Origin of the sequence: Nocardioides sp. BP30 (genome assembly GCF_029873215.1) — a bacterium.
GTDB lineage: Bacteria > Actinomycetota > Actinomycetes > Propionibacteriales > Nocardioidaceae > Nocardioides.
Genome location: NZ_CP123620.1, coordinates 152,332 through 172,284, shown reverse-complemented (window position 1 = coordinate 172,284; position 19,953 = coordinate 152,332). Strand labels below are relative to the sequence as shown.

20 protein-coding genes are annotated in these 19,953 nt (G+C 71.7%); 12 read left to right on the top strand and 8 right to left on the bottom strand.

Annotated features, from left to right (window positions below):
* Positions 1 to 38: 38 nt before the first annotated feature.
* Both P5P86_RS00760 and P5P86_RS00755 read left to right on the top strand, forming a co-directional pair.
* Entirely contained in the window at positions 39 to 251 is a 213-nt protein-coding gene (locus P5P86_RS00760; protein ID WP_280609360.1) for a hypothetical protein, read from the top strand.
* 46 nt (positions 252 to 297) lie between these two features.
* On the top strand, positions 298 to 1,467 hold the full coding sequence (locus P5P86_RS00755; RefSeq protein WP_280609359.1) for an MFS transporter: 1,170 nt from the start codon (positions 298 to 300) through the stop codon (positions 1,465 to 1,467).
* Between the two features lie 18 nt (positions 1,468 to 1,485).
* On the opposite strand, the gene P5P86_RS00750 is transcribed toward P5P86_RS00755, so the two are convergent.
* Positions 1,486 to 4,845: an ATP-binding protein gene (locus P5P86_RS00750; RefSeq protein ID WP_280609358.1), complete on the bottom strand. Its 3,360-nt coding sequence runs from the start codon at positions 4,843 to 4,845 to the stop codon at positions 1,486 to 1,488.
* Between the two features lie 152 nt (positions 4,846 to 4,997).
* Here P5P86_RS00750 and P5P86_RS00745 point away from each other — a divergent pair, with 152 nt between their 5' ends.
* Positions 4,998 to 6,416, top strand: coding sequence for an FAD-binding oxidoreductase (locus P5P86_RS00745; protein WP_280609357.1), 1,419 nt, complete (start codon positions 4,998 to 5,000; stop codon positions 6,414 to 6,416).
* A gap of 85 nt (positions 6,417 to 6,501) precedes the next feature.
* On the opposite strand, the gene P5P86_RS00740 is transcribed toward P5P86_RS00745, so the two are convergent.
* Entirely contained in the window at positions 6,502 to 7,386 is an 885-nt protein-coding gene (locus tag P5P86_RS00740) for a matrixin family metalloprotease (protein ID WP_280609356.1), read from the bottom strand.
* A 108-nt stretch (positions 7,387 to 7,494) separates the two neighbouring features.
* Positions 7,495 to 7,764 carry a MerR family transcriptional regulator gene (locus P5P86_RS00735; protein ID WP_280609355.1) on the bottom strand — a complete coding sequence of 90 codons (270 nt, stop codon included), beginning with the start codon at positions 7,762 to 7,764 and terminating at the stop codon, positions 7,495 to 7,497.
* Positions 7,765 to 7,896: 132 nt separating this feature from the next.
* Here P5P86_RS00735 and P5P86_RS00730 point away from each other — a divergent pair, with 132 nt between their 5' ends.
* Positions 7,897 to 8,331 carry an Hsp20/alpha crystallin family protein gene (locus P5P86_RS00730; protein ID WP_280609354.1) on the top strand — a complete coding sequence of 145 codons (435 nt, stop codon included), beginning with the start codon at positions 7,897 to 7,899 and terminating at the stop codon, positions 8,329 to 8,331.
* A 66-nt stretch (positions 8,332 to 8,397) separates the two neighbouring features.
* On the opposite strand, the gene P5P86_RS00725 is transcribed toward P5P86_RS00730, so the two are convergent.
* Entirely contained in the window at positions 8,398 to 8,793 is a 396-nt protein-coding gene (locus P5P86_RS00725) for an STAS domain-containing protein (protein WP_280609353.1), read from the bottom strand.
* Between the two features lie 143 nt (positions 8,794 to 8,936).
* Positions 8,937 to 9,656, bottom strand: coding sequence for an ANTAR domain-containing protein (locus tag P5P86_RS00720; RefSeq protein WP_280609352.1), 720 nt, complete (start codon positions 9,654 to 9,656; stop codon positions 8,937 to 8,939).
* Positions 9,657 to 9,930: 274 nt separating this feature from the next.
* On the opposite strand from P5P86_RS00720, the gene P5P86_RS00715 reads away from it, so the two are divergent.
* Positions 9,931 to 10,572 carry an ANTAR domain-containing protein gene (locus P5P86_RS00715; protein WP_280609351.1) on the top strand — a complete coding sequence of 214 codons (642 nt, stop codon included), beginning with the start codon at positions 9,931 to 9,933 and terminating at the stop codon, positions 10,570 to 10,572.
* Between the two features lie 15 nt (positions 10,573 to 10,587).
* Here the strand turns inward: P5P86_RS00715 and bfr are convergent, their stop codons facing one another.
* A complete protein-coding gene (gene bfr, locus P5P86_RS00710) occupies positions 10,588 to 11,073 on the bottom strand; it encodes a bacterioferritin (RefSeq protein ID WP_280609350.1) in 486 nt (161 codons plus the stop codon).
* A 143-nt stretch (positions 11,074 to 11,216) separates the two neighbouring features.
* Here bfr and P5P86_RS00705 point away from each other — a divergent pair, with 143 nt between their 5' ends.
* Both P5P86_RS00705 and P5P86_RS00700 read left to right on the top strand, forming a co-directional pair.
* Positions 11,217 to 11,423, top strand: coding sequence for a (2Fe-2S)-binding protein (locus tag P5P86_RS00705; protein ID WP_280609349.1), 207 nt, complete (start codon positions 11,217 to 11,219; stop codon positions 11,421 to 11,423).
* A gap of 105 nt (positions 11,424 to 11,528) precedes the next feature.
* A complete protein-coding gene (locus P5P86_RS00700; protein ID WP_280609348.1) occupies positions 11,529 to 11,960 on the top strand; it encodes a universal stress protein in 432 nt (143 codons plus the stop codon).
* 2 nt (positions 11,961 to 11,962) lie between these two features.
* Here P5P86_RS00700 and P5P86_RS00695 read toward each other — a convergent pair whose 3' ends face one another.
* Positions 11,963 to 12,586: a DedA family protein gene (locus P5P86_RS00695; protein WP_280609347.1), complete on the bottom strand. Its 624-nt coding sequence runs from the start codon at positions 12,584 to 12,586 to the stop codon at positions 11,963 to 11,965.
* Positions 12,587 to 12,702: 116 nt separating this feature from the next.
* Positions 12,703 to 13,608 (bottom strand): SDR family oxidoreductase, encoded by a 906-nt coding sequence (locus tag P5P86_RS00690; protein ID WP_280609346.1) that lies wholly within the window; start codon positions 13,606 to 13,608, stop codon positions 12,703 to 12,705.
* Positions 13,609 to 13,689: 81 nt separating this feature from the next.
* On the opposite strand from P5P86_RS00690, the gene P5P86_RS00685 reads away from it, so the two are divergent.
* The 5 genes from P5P86_RS00685 to thpR all read left to right on the top strand — a co-directional run bounded on the left by P5P86_RS00685 (position 13,690) and on the right by thpR (position 19,881).
* Entirely contained in the window at positions 13,690 to 14,247 is a 558-nt protein-coding gene (locus P5P86_RS00685; RefSeq protein ID WP_280609345.1) for a TetR family transcriptional regulator, read from the top strand.
* A gap of 162 nt (positions 14,248 to 14,409) precedes the next feature.
* A complete protein-coding gene (locus tag P5P86_RS00680; RefSeq protein WP_280609344.1) occupies positions 14,410 to 17,058 on the top strand; it encodes an amidase family protein in 2,649 nt (882 codons plus the stop codon).
* A gap of 147 nt (positions 17,059 to 17,205) precedes the next feature.
* Positions 17,206 to 18,345 carry an acyl-CoA dehydrogenase family protein gene (locus tag P5P86_RS00675; protein WP_280609343.1) on the top strand — a complete coding sequence of 380 codons (1,140 nt, stop codon included), beginning with the start codon at positions 17,206 to 17,208 and terminating at the stop codon, positions 18,343 to 18,345.
* Between the two features lie 214 nt (positions 18,346 to 18,559).
* Positions 18,560 to 19,273 (top strand): VIT1/CCC1 transporter family protein, encoded by a 714-nt coding sequence (locus tag P5P86_RS00670; RefSeq protein ID WP_280609342.1) that lies wholly within the window; start codon positions 18,560 to 18,562, stop codon positions 19,271 to 19,273.
* A complete protein-coding gene (gene thpR / locus P5P86_RS00665) occupies positions 19,273 to 19,881 on the top strand; it encodes an RNA 2',3'-cyclic phosphodiesterase (protein ID WP_280609341.1) in 609 nt (202 codons plus the stop codon). Before P5P86_RS00670 ends, thpR begins: the two co-directional genes overlap by 1 nt.
* Positions 19,882 to 19,953: the final 72 nt, after the last annotated feature.

Below are 19,953 nucleotides of genomic sequence, written 5' to 3'. Positions count from 1 at the left end.
GTGCACGCCGTGCACCCGCCGTAGCGAAGGAGACCGCGTTGACCTCATCACCGCACGGTGCCGACGACCCGCGCGAGATCGTCGAGGACCTCGAGACCCGGGTGCGCCAGGAGGCGAACGCGGACGATCAGGAGGACGCGGCGAAGGAGGACAGCCCCGACCTGGCCGCAGGCGACGACGGCGACCGCGACGACGGCAAGCAGGGCGACGTCGCACCCAAGGTGCCGGGCTCGCCCGAGCCGCCGGACTGATCCGCCGACCCGCTCGCGCCACCCCGGTCGGTGAGAGGGTGACGCAGTGACGACCTCGCAGGACGCCCCGGCCACCTTGGGCACGGCGCGCACCGGGCTGCTGGTGCTGGCGGTGGCGGTGTTCGGCGCCGTCACCACCGAGCTGCTGCCGGTCGGGCTCCTGCCCCAGATCAGCGCCTCGTTCGACGTCGACAGCGGCACCGCCGGCCTGCTGGTCACCGCTTACGCCGTGATGGTGGCGGTGCTCTCGGTCCCGCTGGCGCTGCTCACGCGGCGGTTGCCGCGCAAGCCGGTCCTGCTCACCACCATCGGCGGGTACGTCGTCAGCAACCTGGTCGCCGCCGTGGCCCCCACGTTCGCCGTCCTGGCGGCGGGCCGCATCGTCGGCGGCATCACCCATGCGCTCTTCTTCTCGGTGTGCATCGGCTACGCCGCCCGCCTGGTGCCGCCGGGCTTGACCGGCCGCGCGATGGCACTCGCCTCGGTGGGGGTGTCGGGTGGGCTCGTCCTGGGCGTGCCGCTGTCGACGGCGCTGGGCGACGCGGTCGGATGGCGCTCGGCGTACTGGTGCCTGGCCGTTCTCGTCGCGCTGGTCCTGGTGCTGGCAGCGGTCGTGCTGCCGCCGGTCGAGGGGCCGCGCGAGGAGAGCGCCGCCCACCCGGGCCGGCGGCGCGACCTGGCCACCGTGGTGCTCGCGAACGGCCTGGCGTACCTCGGCACCTACGTCCTGTACACCTATGTCAGCGTGCTGCTGCTCGACGCCGGCGCGAGCGAGCGCTGGGTCGGTCCGGCCCTGCTGCTCTTCGGTGCGTGCGGCCTGGTCGGCCTGCGTGCCACCGCCGCCCAGCTCGACCACCGGCCGCGGCTCAGCGCGATCCTGGTCCCGGGCGTGATGGCGGCCAGCCTCGCGGCGGTGGCCGTCGCCTATCCCCGGCTGGCACCTGTGATCGTCTGCGCGATGGTCTGGCTGGCCGCGTTCGGCCCCGCCGCCTCGCTCTACCAGTCGGCCTCCATCCGCACCTGCGCGAGTACGCCGGAGACCGCCGGCGCGTGGATCAACGCCAGCAGCAACGCCGGCATCGGCGGTGGCGCGGCGATCGGAGCGCTGGTCATCGCGCACGGCGGGCTCGGTTGGGTGGCCGCCGTCGCGGCGGCGATCGTGGCCTCCTCAGCAGTGCTGGCCTGGGCCGCGCGGTCGGCCTTCCCGGCCCGGTAGGCGCGAGCCGGCGACGCCTCAGAACCGGTACCGACGCCGCAGCTCGGCGAACCGCGCCCCGAACGCCGGGATCCGCCACTCCTCCGCCAGCCTCAGGGTCGCCCGCGCGTGCTGGTCGGCGAGCTCGAGCTCGCCCGCAGCGGCGGCGGCACAGGCGAGGTAGGCGTCCACCGGGCCGTCGGTGAGTGCCTGCCCGACCGAGCAGGTGCGGCCGGCGTACGGCTCGATCAGCGGCAGCACGGCGCGGCCCAGATCCGGCTCGCCCAGGTGCAGGGCCAGCTCGCCCGCGTGGCACCAGGCGAGCAGCGAGACCTCGTTGTCGTGCTCCAGCGGTGCGCCGTGGTCGCGGTAGTAGGCGCGGGCGCCCTCGAGGTCGCCGGTACGGCACAGGTAGGTCGCGATGGTGGTGGTGAACGGGAAGGAGGCCGCCACGAACTCCTCCAGGAGGGGCACCACCTCCTCGACGCGTCCCTCACTCATCCGCACGGTGATGAGCGAGGCGACGAGCGCCTCCTCCGCCTCACCGTGCGATATCTGGCGGGCCGTCGCCTGCATCCGGGCCAGGATCGTCTCGGTGGCGGCGGTGTCGCCGGCCAGGACGCGCCACGGCAGCTCGAGCTCGTCGAGGATGAGCGGTCCGAACAGGATCCGCTGCCGCTCGCCGTCGGCGCGGGCGCTCGCGGCGGCCGCCAGCATCTCCTGCGGTCGGCCGAGCTCGGAGAGCGCGACGGCGCGCATCGTCCCGGCCACGACGACGCCCCGGTCATCGCCGATGGCGCGCGCCAGCTCCAGCGCGCGGGTGATCCACCCGAGCCGTTGCGGATCGGACCGCGCCACGATCAGGGCGGTGGCCGCGCCGAGCAGTACGTCGACCAGGAGGTGCTCCTCACCGATCTGATCGGCGATCGCGAGTCCCTCGGCCACCAGGGCCTCCCGGTCGGCGTAGGGCTCGTGCTGGCCGAGCTCGATGGCGAGGGCGATCAGGGTGCGGCTGCGCAGCTCGTCCTCGTCCGGCGGCAACCGGTCGAGCGTGCCGCGCAGGGCGTCCACCACCAGGACGTTGACCTCACCCGGCGGCGCGGACCGCCACAGCACGGACTGGGTCGTGGCGATCGCGGCGCGTGCCACCGCCACCGGGTCGCGCAGCTGCTTGCCGACCGCGATGCCCTCCTCGACACCGGCGACGAGTCCGGGCAGGTCGGCCGCCCAACGACAGGCCTCGATGAGGCCGGTCAGCAGGTCGTAGCGCTGACGCGGCGTCGCCTCCGGGTCTGCGGCGAGGGAGTCGAGCGCCGAGCGCCACAGCCGGACCTCGTCGTCGTACGCGTAGAGCCGGCGCGCGGCGGCCGCCGCTGCGACGGCGGCGCGCCAGGCCCGGGCGGCGTAAGCCGGACCGCCGGCCAGCCAGTGACCGGCCACCTCGGTCTCGCGGCCGCCGATCCCCTCCAGCGCCGAGGCGATCCGCACGTGCAGCCGGGCCCGGCGGCTGGCCGGCATCGAGGACACGAGGGTGTCGCGCACGAGCGCGTGCGCGAACAGGAACCGATCGACGCCGTCCTCGCGCAGCAGCCCGGCCGCGAGCGCTGGGTCGAGCCGGTCGAGTACGTCGTCCTCCGCGACTCCGGTCGCCGAGGCCACCACGGCCGTCTCGAAGAACCGGCCGACCACGGCGGCGGCCCGCAGCGCTGTCACCGTCTGCTCGGGCAGCGCGTCGACCCGGCGAGCGATCACCTCCGAGACCGCTGCTGGGGGATGCTCCTCGGTGAGCAGCCGGGCGAGGTCGCGCTGACCGGCGAGCCGGGCGTACTCGACCAGGAAGAACGGGTTGCCGTCGGTGCGCTCGCGCAGCTGCACCGCCTGTTCCTGGGACGGCGCGGTGCTGCTGACGGCCTCGAACAGGTCGGCCACCGCGCCGTGGGGGAGACCCGACAGCTCGATGCGCAGCGCGTGCACCCGCGCCAGGGCATCGGCCGCCACCGCGAGGTCGGCGGTGGGTGTGGCAGACGGGCGCCAGGTCGCGACCAGGAGGAGCCGTTGCCCGGCCGCCCGCTCCAGCAGCAACCGCAACACGCGCAGGCTGGAGGGGTCGGCCCAGTGCAGGTCGTCGAGCACGACGACGGTGAGCCGCTCGGCGGCAGCGCTCAGGACCGCCGCACTCACCCGCTCCCACGCGCCGAACTGACCGCCGTCCTCGACCCCCACCGCCTCCTCGAGCGTCGACCCCAGGCCGCCGAGCACGTGCTTCCACGGCCACAGCGGCGGAGCACCGTCGTCCTGCGAGCATCGGCCGATCAGCACCTGGGCGCCCGCCTCGCGGGCCGCGCGGGTCAGCTCCCCGGCCAGCCGGGACTTGCCGATGCCCGGATCGCCGGTGATGACGGCGTACGACGGGGTCCCGGTCGCCGCGTGCCGCAGCTGGCCGACGAGCGCCTGCAGCTCGGAGTCGCGTCCGGTCATCGGCCACGGCGCCACGGGTGGCGCGCCGAGGGCTGTCGCTCCGCCGGCCGGCGCCACCTCCGCGCCGTGCCGGGTGCCCGGCACGAACCCCTCGCCACGCGGTGGCGTCCAGTCCAGCTCGGGGTCCTGGCGCAGAATCGCCGCCTGCAGGTCGCGCACCTCCGGCGACGGCACCAGCCCCAGCTCCTCGTCGAGGACCTCGCGAAGCCGGCGCAACTGGTCGAGCGCCTCGGCCTGGCGGCCCGCCCGCGTGAGCGCCACCGCCTGCAGGGCCCACAGCCGCTCACGCAGCGGATGCTGCTGGATCAGCGTCTCGAGCTCGGCCGCGACGGTCTGGTGTCGCCCGAGCGCCAGCCCGGCGACCGCGCGGTCCTCGCGCGCGACCAGCAGCAGCTCCTCGAGTCGGGCTCGCTCGGCGACGGCGGCGGGCGCGTCACCCAACTCGGCGTACGGCGTTCCTCGCCAGCCGGCCAGCACATCCTCCAGGTCGTGCAGCGTCTGGTGCAGCTGTGCCTCGTCGGCGTCGGGGGCGAGCGTGGGGCCGCTGGTCCGCAGCCGTGCGTGCGCGCGCTCCACGACCCGCTCGAAGTCGCCGGCGTCCACCGGTGCCTGCCAGGCATAGCCCGTGCCCACCGTCACCAGCACCCGTGCCGGCGCGCGACGCTCTCGCTCCGGCTCCACGGCGCGGCGCAGGTGGGAGACGTAGCCCTGCAACGTGGTCGCGACGCCGGGCGGCGGCCGCTCGCCCCAGACCAGGTCCACCACGGTGTCGACGCTGACAGGTCGGCCGCCGTGCAGCGCCAGGGCCGCCACCACCGCGCGCTGCCGAGGCGCGCCGAGGTCGAGGTCGAGCCCCTCGCGCCGGACCGCGACCGGGCCCAGCACCGAGGCCCGCACCAGGGTCCCGGCGGTCACGGTCACGAGACGACTGTACGAAGCCTGAGCGCCTGACGCCTCCCCCATTTCCAGGTTCGCCCACGTCGGTCCCCAGTCAGTCCCCAGTCGTTCTCAAGCGGCCCGGGACATCGTCGGTGCCATCAGGACAACCACACCGATATCCGAAGGAAACCATCATGACCGTCCTCGACTTCCAGCCCGCCGACGCCCTGCGACGCATCTGGGGCACCAGCGGCAACGACCGCATCCACCTCGCCGGGGATCCCGGCTACGACGCCGCCCGGACCGCCTGGAACCTCGCCGTGGACCAGCGCCCCGCCGCCGTCGCCCAGCCGCGGACCGTCGACGAGGTCAGCGCGCTCGTCCGCGCCGCCGCCGTCACCGGCCTGCGGGTCGCCCCGCAGTCCACCGGCCACAACGCCGGGCCGCTCGCCGAGCGCGGCCTCGAGGATGTGGTCGTGCTGCGCACCGGCGGGCTGGACAGGGTCACCGTCGACGCCGCCCGCAACGTGGTCCGGGTCGAGGGTGGTGCCGTCTGGGAGCCGGTCGTCGAGGCCGCGGCGGCACACGGTCGCGCGGTGCTGCACGGCTCCTCGCCCGACGTCGGCGTGGCCGGCTTCACCCTCGGTGGCGGGATCGGCTGGTACGCCCGCAAGCTCGGCCTGGCCGCCAACAGCCTGGTCGCCGCCGAGGTCGTGATCGGCGACGGCAGCGTCGTGCGCGCCGACGCGGAGGAGAACGCACCGCTGTTCTGGGCCCTGCGCGGCGGTGGTGGCAGCTTCGGCGTCGTCGTGGCGCTGGAGTTCACCATGTTCCCGATCGCCTCGGCGTACGCCGGGATGCTGGTGTGGGACCTCGCGGACGCCGAGCGCGTGCTGCGCGAGTACGCCGCCTGGGCACCCGCCGCCCCGGACGAGATCAGCACCTCCTTCCGGGCGATGCGGCTGCCCCCCGTCCCGGACATCCCCGAGCCGCTGCGAGGCAGGCGGATCGCCGTCCTCGACGGCGCCGTGCTGGGCAGCGACGAGCGGGCGGCCGAGCTCCTCGCCGGATTCCGGGCGCTGCGCCCCGAGATCGACACCTTCGGCCGGGTGCCGACCACCGCCGTCACCCGGATCCACATGGACCCCGAGGGCGGGGCGCCGTTCGCCTCGAGCTCGACGGTGCTCGCCGGGCTGCCGGACGCGGGCATCGACGCCTTCTGGGCGGAGGTCGGTCCGGACGCGAGCACGTCGCTCCTGCTGGCCGAGCTCCGCCAGCTCGGCGGCGCCGTCGGTCGGCCGGCCGAGGGCGGCGGTGTGCTGACCCACCTCGAGGGTCAGTACGCGGTGCTCGCCGGCGGGATGGCGATCACGCCCGAGATGGGCGCGCAGGCCCACGCCGACGCGGTTCGCGTCACCGACGCGCTGGCGCCGCACGCGACGGGTACGCAGTACCTCAACTTCGCCGAGCGCGCCGTCGACTGCCGGGCGGCGTACGGCGAGGAGCGGTGGCTGCAGCTCAAGGGGATCCGCTCGGCTGTCGACGAGCACGGTGTGTTCGCCGCCAACCACCCGGTGCCGCGCCTGTACGAGGGCGGCCGGCCGACCGCGTGAGGAGCGAGGAGCACACGCCGCAGGGCGGCACTGTCACCTGGTGACGGTGCCGCCCTGTGATGGGATCGAGGTTCCTCGGGCGCGGTCAGCAGTCGCCGTCGCCCTCGGCGGCGAGACCGGCGAGGTCGCCGGCGCCGTACGTCGCCTGGCCGTGGTACTTCGGGTACATGATCTGGCTCGGGTCCTCCACGTGGCCCAGCCCCAGGACGTGCCCGATCTCGTGCATCACGACCGCTTCCTCCGCCACCCGTCCGTGCCGGGCACTCTGCTGCTTGAACCAGCTGCTCAACAGGGCGACGAAACCGGTGACGTAGTGCGGTTGCAGGATGCCGTTGATCTCGATCGTCTCCGAGCCGCCCAGTCCGATCGCGTCCTGGGGCGCCTTCTTGGCCTTCAACGCGGTGGGGAAGGTGATGATGATCGGCTCCGCATCGGCGCTGTGCGTGCGGGTGCGGTACGTCGCCGTGCTCGTCCCCTTGTAGACGAACTTCAGGCCGGACGCCTTCTGCGCGGCCCTGACGGCGGGTCTGATGAAGGACAGGTAGTCAGCGGGCGCCCCGGCCGGGTTGATCACGTACTCGATGACCTGGCAGGGGTCGTAGCCGATCGGCCGCCCGCTCGGGCCGGTGTTGAGGATGGCGTAGTTCACCGAACCCGTGGTGGACCGCACCGGCGGCAGGATCCGCTGGTGGCCGGCCTTCCGTGCCGCCGCCGTGCCGGCCGACCCGAAGGGGAGGTGCACCCGAGTGATGGTGAGGACGACGGCACCGACGACCACCGCCACGATCACGGGCCCCAGCCAGGGGACGCCGCCTGAGGGACGTCGTCGCGTACGGCGAGCCGGGGCAGCGGTGGCGTCCTGGGGGAGATCGGGGTCGAGCCGGGTCACGCCGGTCCACCGGCGGCCGTCGTGCCACCGCTGCTGCCGGTCCTCGAACGGATCCGGGTACCAGCCTCGCCGTTGTGCCATGTCCTCGTCCCTCACCGCTGCCGGGAGGCGTGACGCTAGCGGGTTCCGGGCGGCGCCGCTGGTCCTTCATCAGTTCCACTGCGGATGTTCACCTACGGCTGCCCGCCCTCACTCGGCGAGGCGTCGACGCAGCCGGGCGATCTCGTCCTCGAGGGAGAGGACGCGGGCGATCCCGGCGAGGTTCAATCCCTCGGCCAGCAGGTCTCGGATCCGGTGGAGCGTCTCGATGTCGTCGGCGCTGTAGAGGCGCGTGCCACCCGCCGTGCGGTCCGGTTGCAGCAGGCCGCGGCGCTCGTAGACCCTCAGGTTCTGGATCTCCATCGACACCATCTCGGCTGCGACGGAGATGGCGTAGACGCCTCGGCCCCGCTTCGGCACCCCTGACCTCCTCACTTCCGTCGAGCCCGTTGAGGGGCTTGATCCTACGTCCATCCGGAGGTATAAGAAACCTATAACGGCGATTGCAGGTAAGGGTTCGCCGCAACCATCTCGAGAACCAGGAGGACTGTGATGCTGCTTCGTAACACCGACCCGTTCCGTGACTTCGACCGCCTGACCCAGCAGATGCTCGGCAGCACGAACCGTCCCGCGGTGATGCCGATGGACGCGTGGCGTGAGGGCGACCGGTTCGTCATCGAGTTCGACCTGCCCGGCGTGGTCAAGGACAGCATCGACCTCGACATCGAGCGCAACGTGCTGACGGTCCGGGCCGAGCGGATCGCCCGCAACGGCGACTGGGAGGCACTCGCCGCCGAGCGTCCCAAGGGAGCCTTCAGCCGGCAGCTCGTGCTCGGTGACAACCTCGACCTCGAGCGGATCGAGGCCGGGTACACCGACGGCGTGCTGCGCTTGGTCGTTCCCGTCGCGGAGAGGGCGAAGCCGCGCAAGATCCAGATCACCGGCACCAGCGAGGACAGCGGCTCACCGGCGGAGATCACGGCCTGATCGGGGCCGCCCGTGCGGGGCGCCGCTGCCACCTGCGTGACGGTGGCGCTCCGCGCGGCGGGGAGCTCAGCCCTCGCTCGTCGAGCTGCTGGTGCGTGGCTGCGGGCGACACCGATGGTCGCCGCCGTCACCCGTCTGGGCGCGCGGGCGGGGGACCGACCAGGTCTCGATCAGATCGAGGATCTGCAGGACCCGGTGCACCGCGAACGAGACAGCGGTGATCTCGAAGGTCTTGCCCAGGCGCTCGGCAGCGCTTCGCAGGGCGGACAGTGCGGCGACGCCGGCGGCGTCCATGAAGTCCACGGCCGAGAGGTCCAACTCCAGCGCCGGGTCCGACCAGAGTGATCGGAGGCCGGCGTCGAGCAGCGCCTCGCTGGTGCTCAGATCGATGAAGCCGGTCACGGCCAGTGACGTGCGCGGACCCGTCGTCTCATCGCCCGAATAGTAGAAGTCAAGGTCCATGCGGCATCAGCCCTTCGGCCTAGGGGCGGAGGGACGCATAGGTCGTCGCTCACCGCCGGTGGCGTCGCCTCAGCTGGTCGTCACGCTGTGGTTCTGCCGGGGCCGGACTGCTTGGGCCAGTTCGAGTATGACACGCCGCCCGGTCAGGCGGTACCGCTCGTGCCCGCACGGTGCTCGGCGACCACGCGCTGGGCGACCTCGACGAGACGGGTGTTCATCCGGTTCGAGGCCAGCCGCAGTCGCCGGAAGGCCTCGTCGTCGCTGAGGTCGTGGGTCGCCATCAGCATGCCGAGCGCCTTGCCGATCTCCCGGTTGCTCTGCAGGCCCTGGCGCAGGCTGGCCGCCTCTTCGCGCTGGTTGGCCGCGGTCAGGGCGACCGACGCGAAGCTGACCAGGATGGCGCCCATGTCGGCGGCCTCCTGGGTGAGCGCCCCGGGGGTGTCGGAGAACATGTTGAGCGCGCCGACCTTGTGGTCGTTGACCACCAGGCGGTAGCCGAGCATGCCGCGGACCGGGGTGATGTCCAGGATGCGGGCCGCCAGCTTCGGCCAGGCCGGCCGCTTGGTGATGTCGGGGTCCCACTCGAAGCGCTGGGTCAGGATCGCGTCGACGCACGGGCCCTCGCCGGTCTCCCACTCCAGCCCGTCGACCTGCGCAGCGATCGCGTCGGTCGTCGCCTCGAGGGCAGGCTGCTCGCCGGCGCTGATCGTGGTGATGCAGGCGTGGTCGCACCCGGGTACGACGACGGTCGCGAGCCGGCAGATCTCGGTGTAGACCTCGCCGTACGTCTGACCGTGGTAGACGAGCCGCGCCAGACTCGTGAATGCGCTGGCCGCCTCGCTGGGTGCCACGGAGCTTGTCATCGACAACGGCCTCTCGTCGGAGCATGCGGCGGGTGTGCCACAGAACGGCCTGGTTCTCGAGCCGGGCAGAATTATCGCACGAACCGGCGCCGGGTACATGTTGTCGACGCTGCTGGGTAGCGGCTCCCCTCGGCACGCGGATCGCTGCCCCCTCATGGCATACTTCCGTCCGGCTCAAGGAGTGCGGCCACCCCGAAGCCGGCGTCGACCCTTCGCTTCCGTGGCACGGAAGCGTCGCGCCGGCATGGCACAGAACTGGGTGGGATTGCCGCGCATGACTGCAGCGGAGAGCCGTGACGCCGCCGACGTCGAGATGGTCGGTCGTTTCGGCTACGACTCGAACTCGGGCCGTTGGCGTTGGGACGACGCCGCGGCGCTGCTGCACGGGTGGGACGACGCCCACCCGGAATCGTTGACGACCGACCAGCTCCTGGCACTCGTCTACGAGGAGGACCGGGCGGTCCTCCTCGAGTCCCTCGCGAAGCCGGCCGGCGCACACTGGAGGCTGCGCTACCGCGTACCAGCCTCGGAGGCCGAGCTGCGCTCACTGCTGCTGGTGGCCCATGACATCCGGTCCCGGGACGAGGGCTATCTCGCCGAGGGGCTGGTCATCGACGTCACCGGCGACCTGCACGAGGCCGGCGAGGTAGCGGGGCGGGCAGCGGTGGAGGCCGTCACGGCGGGACGCGGTGCGATCGAGCAGGCCAAGGGCGTGCTCATGCTGGCCTACAGCCTGACCGAGGACCAGGCGTTCGAGCTGCTCCGCTGGTGGTCGCGCAACCACAACGTGCGGGTCCGGCTCCTGGCCGAGCGGTTGATGGCCGCCGCGCAACGCGGCGACTTCTCCGACCCGGACCTCCGGGTCCGGATGGATCGCGGCGTCCACGACCTGACGATCGAGCCATCCGGGCAGTGAGCCCGGCGGGCTCGGTCAGGGAGCCTCGCCGGCGTTGATCTGCTGCGCCAGGTAGCCCGGTGCGCCGACGCGTGCGATGGCGTCCAGCTGGCTCTCGAACCAGTCGGCGTGCCGCTCCTCGTCGCGGACCATCTCCTCGAAGACAGCGGCGCTGCCGTGGTCGCCGAGGCCGTGGCACTCGGCTGCTGCGGCGTTGAACTGGGCGACGGCCGCGCGCTCGCTGGCGAGCGCCAGCTCGAGCATCTCCTCGGCCGTCTCGCCGACGGTGATCGCGTTGAGGCGCTGCACGTTCGGGTGCCCGTCGAACATGAGGATCCGGTTGATCAGCTCGTCGGCGTCCTTCATCTCGTCGATCGAGAGGTCGTAGAAGACCTTGCCGAGCCGGGACAGGCCCCAGTTGTCGAGCATCCTGGCGTGCAGGAAGTAGGTGTTGGTCACGGTGAGCTCGAAGGTGAGCGCCTCGTTGAGGAGCTCGACCACGCGTGGGCTGATCGGCTGCATCGCCACCTCCAGGGAAATCGGGAACGTTGGCCGCCATGCTGGCACACGCCCCGCAACGAGGAACAGACACCACCCAACGATCAGCAGTGGACAGGACCTTGAGGTAAGGCTAACCTCATATCACCGCCACCGAAGGGTTCCCCGTGATCGTCTGCCACTGCGAGGTCGTCAACGACAAGCAGATCGCTGCTGCCCTGACGCAGGGGGCGCGCACCGTCGCGCAGGTGTGCGGGGCGACCGGGGCCGGCCGGAGTTGCGGCTCCTGCGTCTTCACCGTCAAGCGGATCATCTGCGACCACCGCGAGGCCGCCACCCATGCGACGCTCCAGGAGTGCGACGAGGCGAGCTGAGGCCAGCCTGCCTCGAGGTGGACGCGGCGTGGGCAACGCTCGTGCCCGGACCTGGTGCGCCACTAGGCTGGAGTCGTCTCGCACCCTTACCCACAGGAGCACACCATGGGCGTCATCGTCGTCGGAGTCGACGGAAGCGAGCCGGCGGCTCAGGCCGCCCTGGCGGCAGGCCGGCTGGCCCTGGCCCTCAAGTCGGAGCTCCGGGTGGTCTGTGCCTACGGCAACTATGAGGTCGAGCGGGTCCAGGACGATCGTGACCTGGTCTTCACCACCGTCGAGCCGGCCAGCGAGGTGGCCGAGCAGACGATCGGCCGGCTGCGCAACGTCTACCCGGAGCTGTCGGTCTCGGCCCAGGCGGCGGGCGGCAAGCCCGCCGAGGCGCTGCTCGGCGTGGCCGAGGAGGTCGACGCCGAGCTGATCGTGGTCGGCAACAAGCGCGTCCAGGGCGCTTCCCGCATCCTCGGGAGCATCGCCAGCGAGGTCGCTCGCAAGGCGCAGTGCGACCTCTACATCGCCTACACCCACGCCCGGAAGTGAGGTCAGCCGTCGGCGGGCGGTGATGCCCGCCGGCGGCGACGTACGACCTGGACGGCGACGAAGGCCCCGACGACCAGCGCCGTCAGCACCAGACCCGCCCCGGAGAAGAGGTGGGCGACGCGGTGCCAGTTCCGCCCGGCGACATCGCCCGCTACCACCATCAGGCTGCCCCAGATCAGCGCCCCCGAGACGTTGTAGAGCAGGAAGGTCCGGTACGGCATCCGGCCCATCCCGGCCAGGCCCGGCACGAGCACGCGCAGCGCGGCGGTGAAGCGCCCGACGAAGACGGTCCAGCCGCCCCGCACCGAGAGCGCCCGTTCGGCTCGGTCGAGATGCTCGGGCCGCACGAATCGCCCCACCGTCGAGCGCAGGATCCGCCGTCCCCACCGGCGCCCGACGGCATAGCCGATCGAGTCGCCGACGATCGCGCCGCCCACGCCCACCGCGAGCACGGCCGGCAGCGGCACGGCACCCTGCGAGGCCATCACCCCGCCGAGGATCAGCGCCGTCTCGCCCGGGAAGACGAACCCGAGGAACGCCGAGGCCTCGAGAGCCGGCAGCGCGAACACCAGCAGCAGTGCGAGCCAGGTCGGCATGGCCAGCAGGTGGTCCACCACGGTGGTCATGGCGCCGGGCGTCGGATGGGGGTCGGCAGGCCGCCCGACCGAGGCTGCGTGGGTACCACGACCAGACGGTACCCGGGCGCCGGACACGGGTTCCGGCCGGACCTCGCAGAGCCCTCTCAGCGACCAGCAGCCGCCGCGTACGCGCCGCCGGCGATGTCGTCGAGCAGCGTCGGCCCGGTCGGCACCCAGCCGAGCAGCTCGCGGGTGCGCGCGCTGGAGGCTGCGACGTCGCGGCCGAAGAAGGTGGCCAGCCAGCCGAAGCGCGCCTCGGCCTCCTCCGCCGGGACGGTCACGGGCGGTACGCCGAGGTAGGCGCCGATCGCCGCTGCCATCTCGCGCGTCGGGACCCCTTCCTCCGCGACCGCGTGCACCCGGGAGCCGGCGGGAGCCCCCTCCAGGGCGAGCCGGACCAGGCCGGCGGCGTCGGAGCGGTGCACGGCCGCCCAGCGGTGGGCGCCGTCGCCGATGTAGCCGGCGCTGCCGTGCTCCTGGGCGATCTGCACCAGGCGGGCGGTGAAGCCGTGGTCGTCGGTGCCGTGGACGGTGGGCGCGAAGCGCACCGCGACCGAGCGCACGCCGCGCTCGGCGTACTCCAGCGCGAGGTTCTCGCTGCCACCCCGCATCGAGTCAGCGCCGTGGAACGGCGAGGCGTCGTCCTCGGTCACGAGTCGGCCCAGGTCCGCGCCAGCGAGGCCCGAGGCGAGCAGGAACGGTCGGTCGCTGCCGGCCAGGGCGTCGAGCATGCCCTCCACCGCCGCGCGCTCGCTGCGCCAGGCCGCCGCGACGTCGGTGAAGTCGTGCTTGAAGGCGAGGTGGATGACCGCGTCAGCAGCCTTCGCCCCCGCGAGCAGCGAGTCGACGTCGTCGAGGCTGCCGTCGTGGACCTCGGCGCCCCTGCCCCGCAGGGCGGCCGCCGACTCGGCCGATCGGGCCAGCCCGATCACCTGGTGGCCGTGAGTCAGCAGGTCGTCGGTGACGGCCGAGCCGATCCAACCCGAGGCTCCGGTGACGAATACGCGCATGATGGTCTCCTATCGATGTCAGTTGCTGACATCGACGGTAGCACGCGATGTCAGAGGCTGTCATCGCCTAGAATCCCGGGCATGGGTCGTTGGGAGCCGGGCGCGCGCGGGCGGATGATCGAAGCTGCCATCGATCTCTTCGCCGAGCGTGGCTTCGAGCAGACGACCGCTGGCGACATCGCCGAGCGGGCGGGCGTCACCGAGCGCACCTTCTTCCGCCACTTCAGCGACAAGCGCGAGGTGCTGTTCGCAGGCACCGACGAGATGCAGCGGGCGGTCACCGAGGCCATCGCCGGTGCCGCCGACGGCGTCTCGCCGCTCGACGCGGCAATGGCCGGGATGCGGGCCTTCGGCGAGGCGTTGGAGGAGCGCGGAGAGCACGCCGTACGCCGTTCGCGCATCGTGGCGGCGAACCCGGCCCTGCGGGAGCGCGAGCTGCTCAAGCTCGCCGCGATGACCGATCTCGTCGCCGGAGACCTTCGCGCGCGCGGTGTCGAGGACCTGATCGCGAGCCTGGCGGCGCAGAGTGCCGTGGCGGCGTTCCACGTCGCCTTCGCGGGCTGGCTCGCCGACGCTGCCGCGCGGCCGTTCCGCGAGCTCCTGGACCAGGCCGACGCCGCCCTGCGCACGCTGAGCTGAGCGCGGCCGGCATCCTCACAGTTTCGCGAAACAATTGTTCTTGATTCGTTTCAGACGGTGTAACACCCGGCCACCGTGAAGGGGCTGCGGGGCGACCGCCGACGAAACATTGGCTTCTTACCTTGACGGTCCGTCTCGGATCTTCCGGCAAGAAAGCATCGCATGACCCCCTCCAAGGCTCGTCTCGCCAGCGCTTCCCTCGCGCTGACGATCGGTGCGGCCGGCCTGTCGCTGGCCGTCGCCGCGCCCTCCTCCGCCGCCGACCAGGTCCACCCGGCCGGCGCCAGCGACAGCGGCGCCTACCTCGCCCCCTTCTACACCGAGGGGGACCTCACCGGCGACCATCAGATCACCGCTGCCGACCTCGACATCGCCCGCGCAGCGCTCGGCACCTCCTCCACCGGTGCCGGCTGGTCCAAGGTCGCAGCCGCGGACCTGGACGGCGACGGCACGATCACGATCGCCGACCTCGCCCGACTGGCGCAGAAGGTGATCTACGACGACGGCTCCTTCGACCTGATCGAGGCCAGCGCCCTCGACATGCAGAAGGCGATGAACGCCGGCGTGATCACCTCGGTGCAGCTGACCCAGGACTACCTCGACCGCATCACGGCCTACAACAGCACCACCGTCGACCCGGCGACGTCGGGCAGGCCGCTGAACGCTGTCATCACCGCCGATGCGAAGGACGCGCTCGCGGCCGCCGCTGCCAGCGACGCCGCCCGGAAGAAGAACGGTCACGGCAGCGGCATGCTCGACGGCATCCCGATCCTGCTGAAGGACAACTACGACACCAAGGACATGCCCACCTCGGCCGGTTGCAGCTGCTGGGAGGACAACCAGACCAGCACCGACGCCACCATGGTGGCCGGCCTGCGTGACGCCGGCGCGATCATCCTCGGCAAGGCCAGCATGGACGAGTTCGCCTACGGCTTCGTCTCCCAGTACAGCGCCGGCTCGCCGGTCGGCTCCAGCAAGTACGTCGCCAGCCCGTACAACACCGCGCAGTCGGCCGGCGGCTCCAGCGGCGGCACCGGTGCGTCGATCTCGGCGAACCTCGGCGCGATCGGCTTCGGCACCGACACCGGCGGGTCCATCCGGGTGCCCTCGAGCTACAACCAGCTCGTCGGCCTGCGTCCCACCGTCGGTCTGACCAGTCGCGACGGCATCGTCCCGCTCGCGCTGACCCAGGACACCGGCGGCCCGATCGCCCGCTCGGTCTCCGACGTGGCGGTGGCTCTGGACGCGGTCGTCGGCAGCGACCCTGCCGACGCGGCGACCTCCGAGGCAGACACGCACCTGCCGACGTCGTACACGTCCTACCTGAAGGCCGGGTCGCTGGCCGGCAAGCACTTCGCCTACTTCACCTCGATGGTGCCGCCCTCGTCGGCGACCAGCGCCTCGCAGATCGCCGCCCGGCGGATCTTCCTCGATGCGGTGCAGAAGCTCCAGGACGCGGGTGCCACCGTCGACGCGATCGACCCCTCGACCCTGGCCGCCGATCCCGCCAATGGGGTGACGGTCTCCAAGATCCTCAACGAGGGCAGCGGCAGCACCAACGAGTTCAAGGCCAACATCGCCGCCTACGTGGCCAACCACCTCGACCCGACGGTCGCCGACCGCACGCTGGCCGAGATCGTCAGCTCCGGTCAGTACACCCCGCAGTACGGCAGCGTCTACACCCAGCGCGACGCGGTCACGACCGACACCTACAACGCCTGGATGGCCTCCCACGGCTCGTTGATCAAGAACGGCTCGGCGTACCTGACCAACCTGATGGACACCGACGACATCGACGCGGTCATCTATCCGACGACCACGACGTACGGCACCTACAGCACCAACCTGCGGCTCAGCCCCAACACCGGCATGCCGGCCATCACGGTCCCGGCCGGGCAGGACAACGCCGGCGAGGTCACCGCGGGTGCTCCGGCGAACGCCAACGTCAACCTGGAGTTCCTCGGCCGCGACTACGACGAGGGCGACCTGATCTCCTACGGCTACTCCTTCGAACAGGCCACCAAGGCCCGCACCACGCCGGCGCTCTACCCGGCCCTGGCGGGGGAGACCTACGCCGGTCCCGGGGTGGACGAGGACGCTCCCGGCACCGGCGCGGTGACCCTCGGGGCGAGCGCCAGGACGGTGAAGCCGGGCCAGACGTTCTCGGTCACGGTGGACGAGTCGGCCAAGGACCTCTACGCCTACGACCTGTCCCTCGGGTTCGACCCGAAGGCGGCCGCGCTGGTCTCGACCAGCACCACCGGCGGCACCACCGGCAGCGATGTGATCACCGCCGGATCCGGCACCGTGCACGTCGTCCACACCAAGCTCGGCTCCTCCCCGGCCGCCGAAGGCGACACGAAGCTGGTCACCCTGACCTTCAAGGCGCTCGCTGTCGGCGCCACGGCGCACGTGTCGGTGACGAAGCTCGTCACAGTCGACGCCGACGGCGACGCGACCGCTGTGGTCGAGCCGGGCGGTGCGTCGGTGGGCATCACGGCGTACTCCACGACCACCTCGGCCAGCTTGGCCAAGCACGCGGTGACGTCCGGCAAGAAGGTCCGCCTGAATGTCGCCGTCAGTGCCGCCCCGGGCGTCGTCCCGACCGGCTCGGTGAAGGTCACGGTGGCCGGCAAGAGCCACCTCGCGACGCTGAACGGCGGTCGTGCGGTGCTCACCTTTAAGGCGCCGAAGCTGGCCAGGAAGGTAAAGAAGGCCAAGACGAAGAAGATCTCGGTCGTCTACGCCCCGACGGCTGACTTCACCGGCTCGGCGACGACCCTCACCCTGAAGGTCAAGCCGAAGCACTGATCGCCCGACGTCCTGTGGCCCGCCGAGAGTCCGGCGGGCCACAGGCACGTCCGGTACGCAGATCGGACGTCGTCCGAGCCGGCCAGCGTTACCCACGCCACATCCCACCGCCTACGCGCGAGTAACTTACCCCCGTATCCTGGGTGTATGAAGCGCGAGATCTACACCGAGGACCACGAGGACTTCCGGGCTGCGGTGCGCACCTGGCTGGAGCGGGACGTGATCCCGAACAGCGAGAAGTACATCCTGGACAAGGCCCTGCCGCGCGAGTTCTGGCTCAAGGCCGGCGAGAACGGGTTCCTCGGGCTCTCCCTCGACGAGGAGTACGGCGGTGCGGGCGACTTCCGCTTCAACGCCGTCCTGGAGGAGGAGCTGGCGAAGGTCGGTGCGGCGTACTCGACGTGCGTGGGCATCCACGTGGACATCACCGCGCCGTACATCAACGAGCTCGGCACCCCCGAGCAGAAGCAGCGCTGGCTCCCCGGTGTCGCTGCCGGTGAGATCCTGCTCGCGATCGGGATGACCGAGCCCGGTGGCGGCTCGGACCTCGCCGCGCTGAAGACCACCGCCGTCCGCGACGGCGAGGAGTGGGTGATCAACGGCTCCAAGACCTTCATCACCAACGGCTACTCCTGCGACCTGGTGATCGTGGCCGCGCGGACCGACCCGGAGAAGGGTGCGAAGGGGATCACCCTCTTCGCCGTCGAGGCCACCAAGGAGGGCTTCAGCCGCGGCCGCAAGCTCGACAAGGTCGGCATGGAGGAGTCCGACACCGCCGAGCTGTTCTTCGAGAACGTCCGCGTGACCGACGCCGAGATCATCGGTGAGCTCAACATGGGCTTCATCCACATGATGCAGAAGCTCGCCCAGGAGCGGCTCTCGTGCTCGGTCGCCAACATCGCGCACGCCAAGCAGATCCTCGCCGAGACGCTGACCTACGCCCAGGAGCGGCGGGCGTTCGGTCAGGCGATCGGCAACTTCCAGCACAACAAGTTCCTGCTGGCCGAGCTGTTCACCCAGATCGAGGTGGCGGAGGCGTACGTCGACAAGTGCGTCGCCGCGCACGCCAAGGGCGAGCTGAGCGCTGTGGAGGCGTCGAAGGCCAAGTACTGGTCCTCGCAGACCCAGAGCGAGATCCTCGACCACTGCGTCCAGCTGCACGGCGGCTACGGCTTCATGAACGAGTACCGGGTGGCCCGCGCCTGGCGCGACGCCCGCGTCACCAAGATCTGGGCCGGCTCCAACGAGATCATGAAGGAGATCATCGGCCGCGACCTCGGGCTCTGACGGACCGCTCTGGTCGTTCCTGGTGAGGTCGCTGGGTCGGTTTTGACCCCTGAGGGTCAAAACCGAACGTTGATGGGCGAAGCACTGCCCGACAACGTGCGGTTCTGACCCCTGGGGGTCAAAACCGTCACCCAGCGCTGCTCCTCCAGCAGCCCGACTCAGCCCAGCCTGACCTTCGTTGCGGCGCGGCGCACGGACGCGGGACGATAGGGGCATGGTCGATCTGGCGAGCATGCAGCACGAGCATGCCGGTTCCGAGGGGCTGGGCAACCGGCTCAACTGGTTGCGAGCGGGTGTTCTGGGCGCCAACGACGGCATCGTCTCGGTGGCCGGCATCGTGATGGGCGTCGCCGGCGCGAGCGACGAGCGGTCGCCGATCCTGATCGCCGGGATCGCCGCACTGGTCGCGGGCGCCCTCTCGATGGCTGCGGGCGAGTACGTATCCGTCTCCACCCAGCGCGACGCAGAGCTTGCCCTGGTCGACGCCGAGCGTCGCGACCTCAAGCGGATGCCCGAGGAGGAGCTGGAGGACCTCACCCAGATGCTCCAGGACCGCGGGATGTCTCCGCAGACCGCCGAGACGGCCGCGCGCGAGCTGACCGAGTGGAACGCCCTGCGCGTGCACTCCTACCTCGAGTTCGGCATCGACCTGGACGACGTCACCAACCCGTGGTCGGCGGCGTTCGCCTCGATGGTCGCGTTCACCGTCGGCGCCCTGCTCCCGCTGCTCACCATCCTGCTGCCCTCGCCGGAGCGCTTCTACGTGACCGTCGGCGCCGTCCTCGTGGCCCTCGCCGTCACCGGCTTCACCAGCGCCCGGCTCGGCTTCGCCAACGTCCGGCGCGCGATGATCCGCAACGTCCTCGGCGGCGCGTTCGCGATGGGCGTCACCTACCTGATCGGGACGCTGCTCGGCACCCAGGTCTGATGAGGCTGTTCGCCGCGCTCTTCCCGCCGCAGGAGGCCGTCGAGGACCTCGACGCCTTCCTGGACGTACGCCGCGCCGCCGCCGACTTCCGCTGGGCACAGCGCGAGCAGCTGCACGTGACCCTCGCCTTCCTGGCCGAGGTGGCGCCGTGGCGGCTCGACGAGCTGCTCGAGCGGCTGGCCCGCGCGGCCGCCCGGCGTACGCCCTTCGAGGTGGCGATCGCCGGCGGCGGAGCCTTTCCCGACGCCGGCCGTGCCAAGGTGATCTGGGCGGGGCTGTCCCTCGGCTCGGAGGCTGCGGCGACCGAGCTGGAGCGGTCGGCGAGCGGCGCTCGCGCGGCGGCGGCGAAGAGCGGCATCGCGGTCGACGGCGCCCGCTTCCGGCCCCACCTGACCGTCGCTCGCCTGGGGGTGCCCCGGGAGGTCAGCAATTGGGTGCGGCTGCTCGATGCCTATAGCGGCCCGACCTGGACGGCTTCGTCGGTCACGCTCGTGCAATCGCATCTCGGCGACGGACCGCGCGGCCGGCCTCGGTACGAGGTGCTGGCGGAGCTGCCGCTGGGGGCTGTGCCGCCGGGAGCTGTGGCGCCGGGAGCTGTGCCGCTGTAACGCGGTGTCCGGTGAACTTCTGCGGCGTTGCGACACCGCAGTGGTGGACCGGACACCGCGTTACAAGGGCCC

Bases quoted from the DNA above. Each gene is read 5' to 3' on its own strand.
- P5P86_RS00745 (WP_280609357.1), top strand. From the start codon at position 4,998: ATGACCGTCCTCGACTTCCAGCCCGCCGACGCCCTGCGACGCATCTGG.
- P5P86_RS00740 (WP_280609356.1), bottom strand. From the start codon at position 7,386: ATGGCACAACGGCGAGGCTGGTACCCGGATCCGTTCGAGGACCGGCAG.
- P5P86_RS00730 (WP_280609354.1), top strand. From the start codon at position 7,897: ATGCTGCTTCGTAACACCGACCCGTTCCGTGACTTCGACCGCCTGACC.
- P5P86_RS00725 (WP_280609353.1), bottom strand. From the start codon at position 8,793: ATGGACCTTGACTTCTACTATTCGGGCGATGAGACGACGGGTCCGCGC.
- P5P86_RS00720 (WP_280609352.1), bottom strand. From the start codon at position 9,656: ATGACAAGCTCCGTGGCACCCAGCGAGGCGGCCAGCGCATTCACGAGT.
- P5P86_RS00715 (WP_280609351.1), top strand. From the start codon at position 9,931: ATGACTGCAGCGGAGAGCCGTGACGCCGCCGACGTCGAGATGGTCGGT.
- bfr (WP_280609350.1), bottom strand. From the start codon at position 11,073: ATGCAGCCGATCAGCCCACGCGTGGTCGAGCTCCTCAACGAGGCGCTC.
- P5P86_RS00700 (WP_280609348.1), top strand. From the start codon at position 11,529: ATGGGCGTCATCGTCGTCGGAGTCGACGGAAGCGAGCCGGCGGCTCAG.
- P5P86_RS00695 (WP_280609347.1), bottom strand. From the start codon at position 12,586: ATGACCACCGTGGTGGACCACCTGCTGGCCATGCCGACCTGGCTCGCA.
- P5P86_RS00690 (WP_280609346.1), bottom strand. From the start codon at position 13,608: ATGCGCGTATTCGTCACCGGAGCCTCGGGTTGGATCGGCTCGGCCGTC.
- P5P86_RS00685 (WP_280609345.1), top strand. From the start codon at position 13,690: ATGGGTCGTTGGGAGCCGGGCGCGCGCGGGCGGATGATCGAAGCTGCC.
- P5P86_RS00680 (WP_280609344.1), top strand. From the start codon at position 14,410: ATGACCCCCTCCAAGGCTCGTCTCGCCAGCGCTTCCCTCGCGCTGACG.
- P5P86_RS00675 (WP_280609343.1), top strand. From the start codon at position 17,206: ATGAAGCGCGAGATCTACACCGAGGACCACGAGGACTTCCGGGCTGCG.
- P5P86_RS00670 (WP_280609342.1), top strand. From the start codon at position 18,560: ATGGTCGATCTGGCGAGCATGCAGCACGAGCATGCCGGTTCCGAGGGG.
- thpR (WP_280609341.1), top strand. From the start codon at position 19,273: ATGAGGCTGTTCGCCGCGCTCTTCCCGCCGCAGGAGGCCGTCGAGGAC.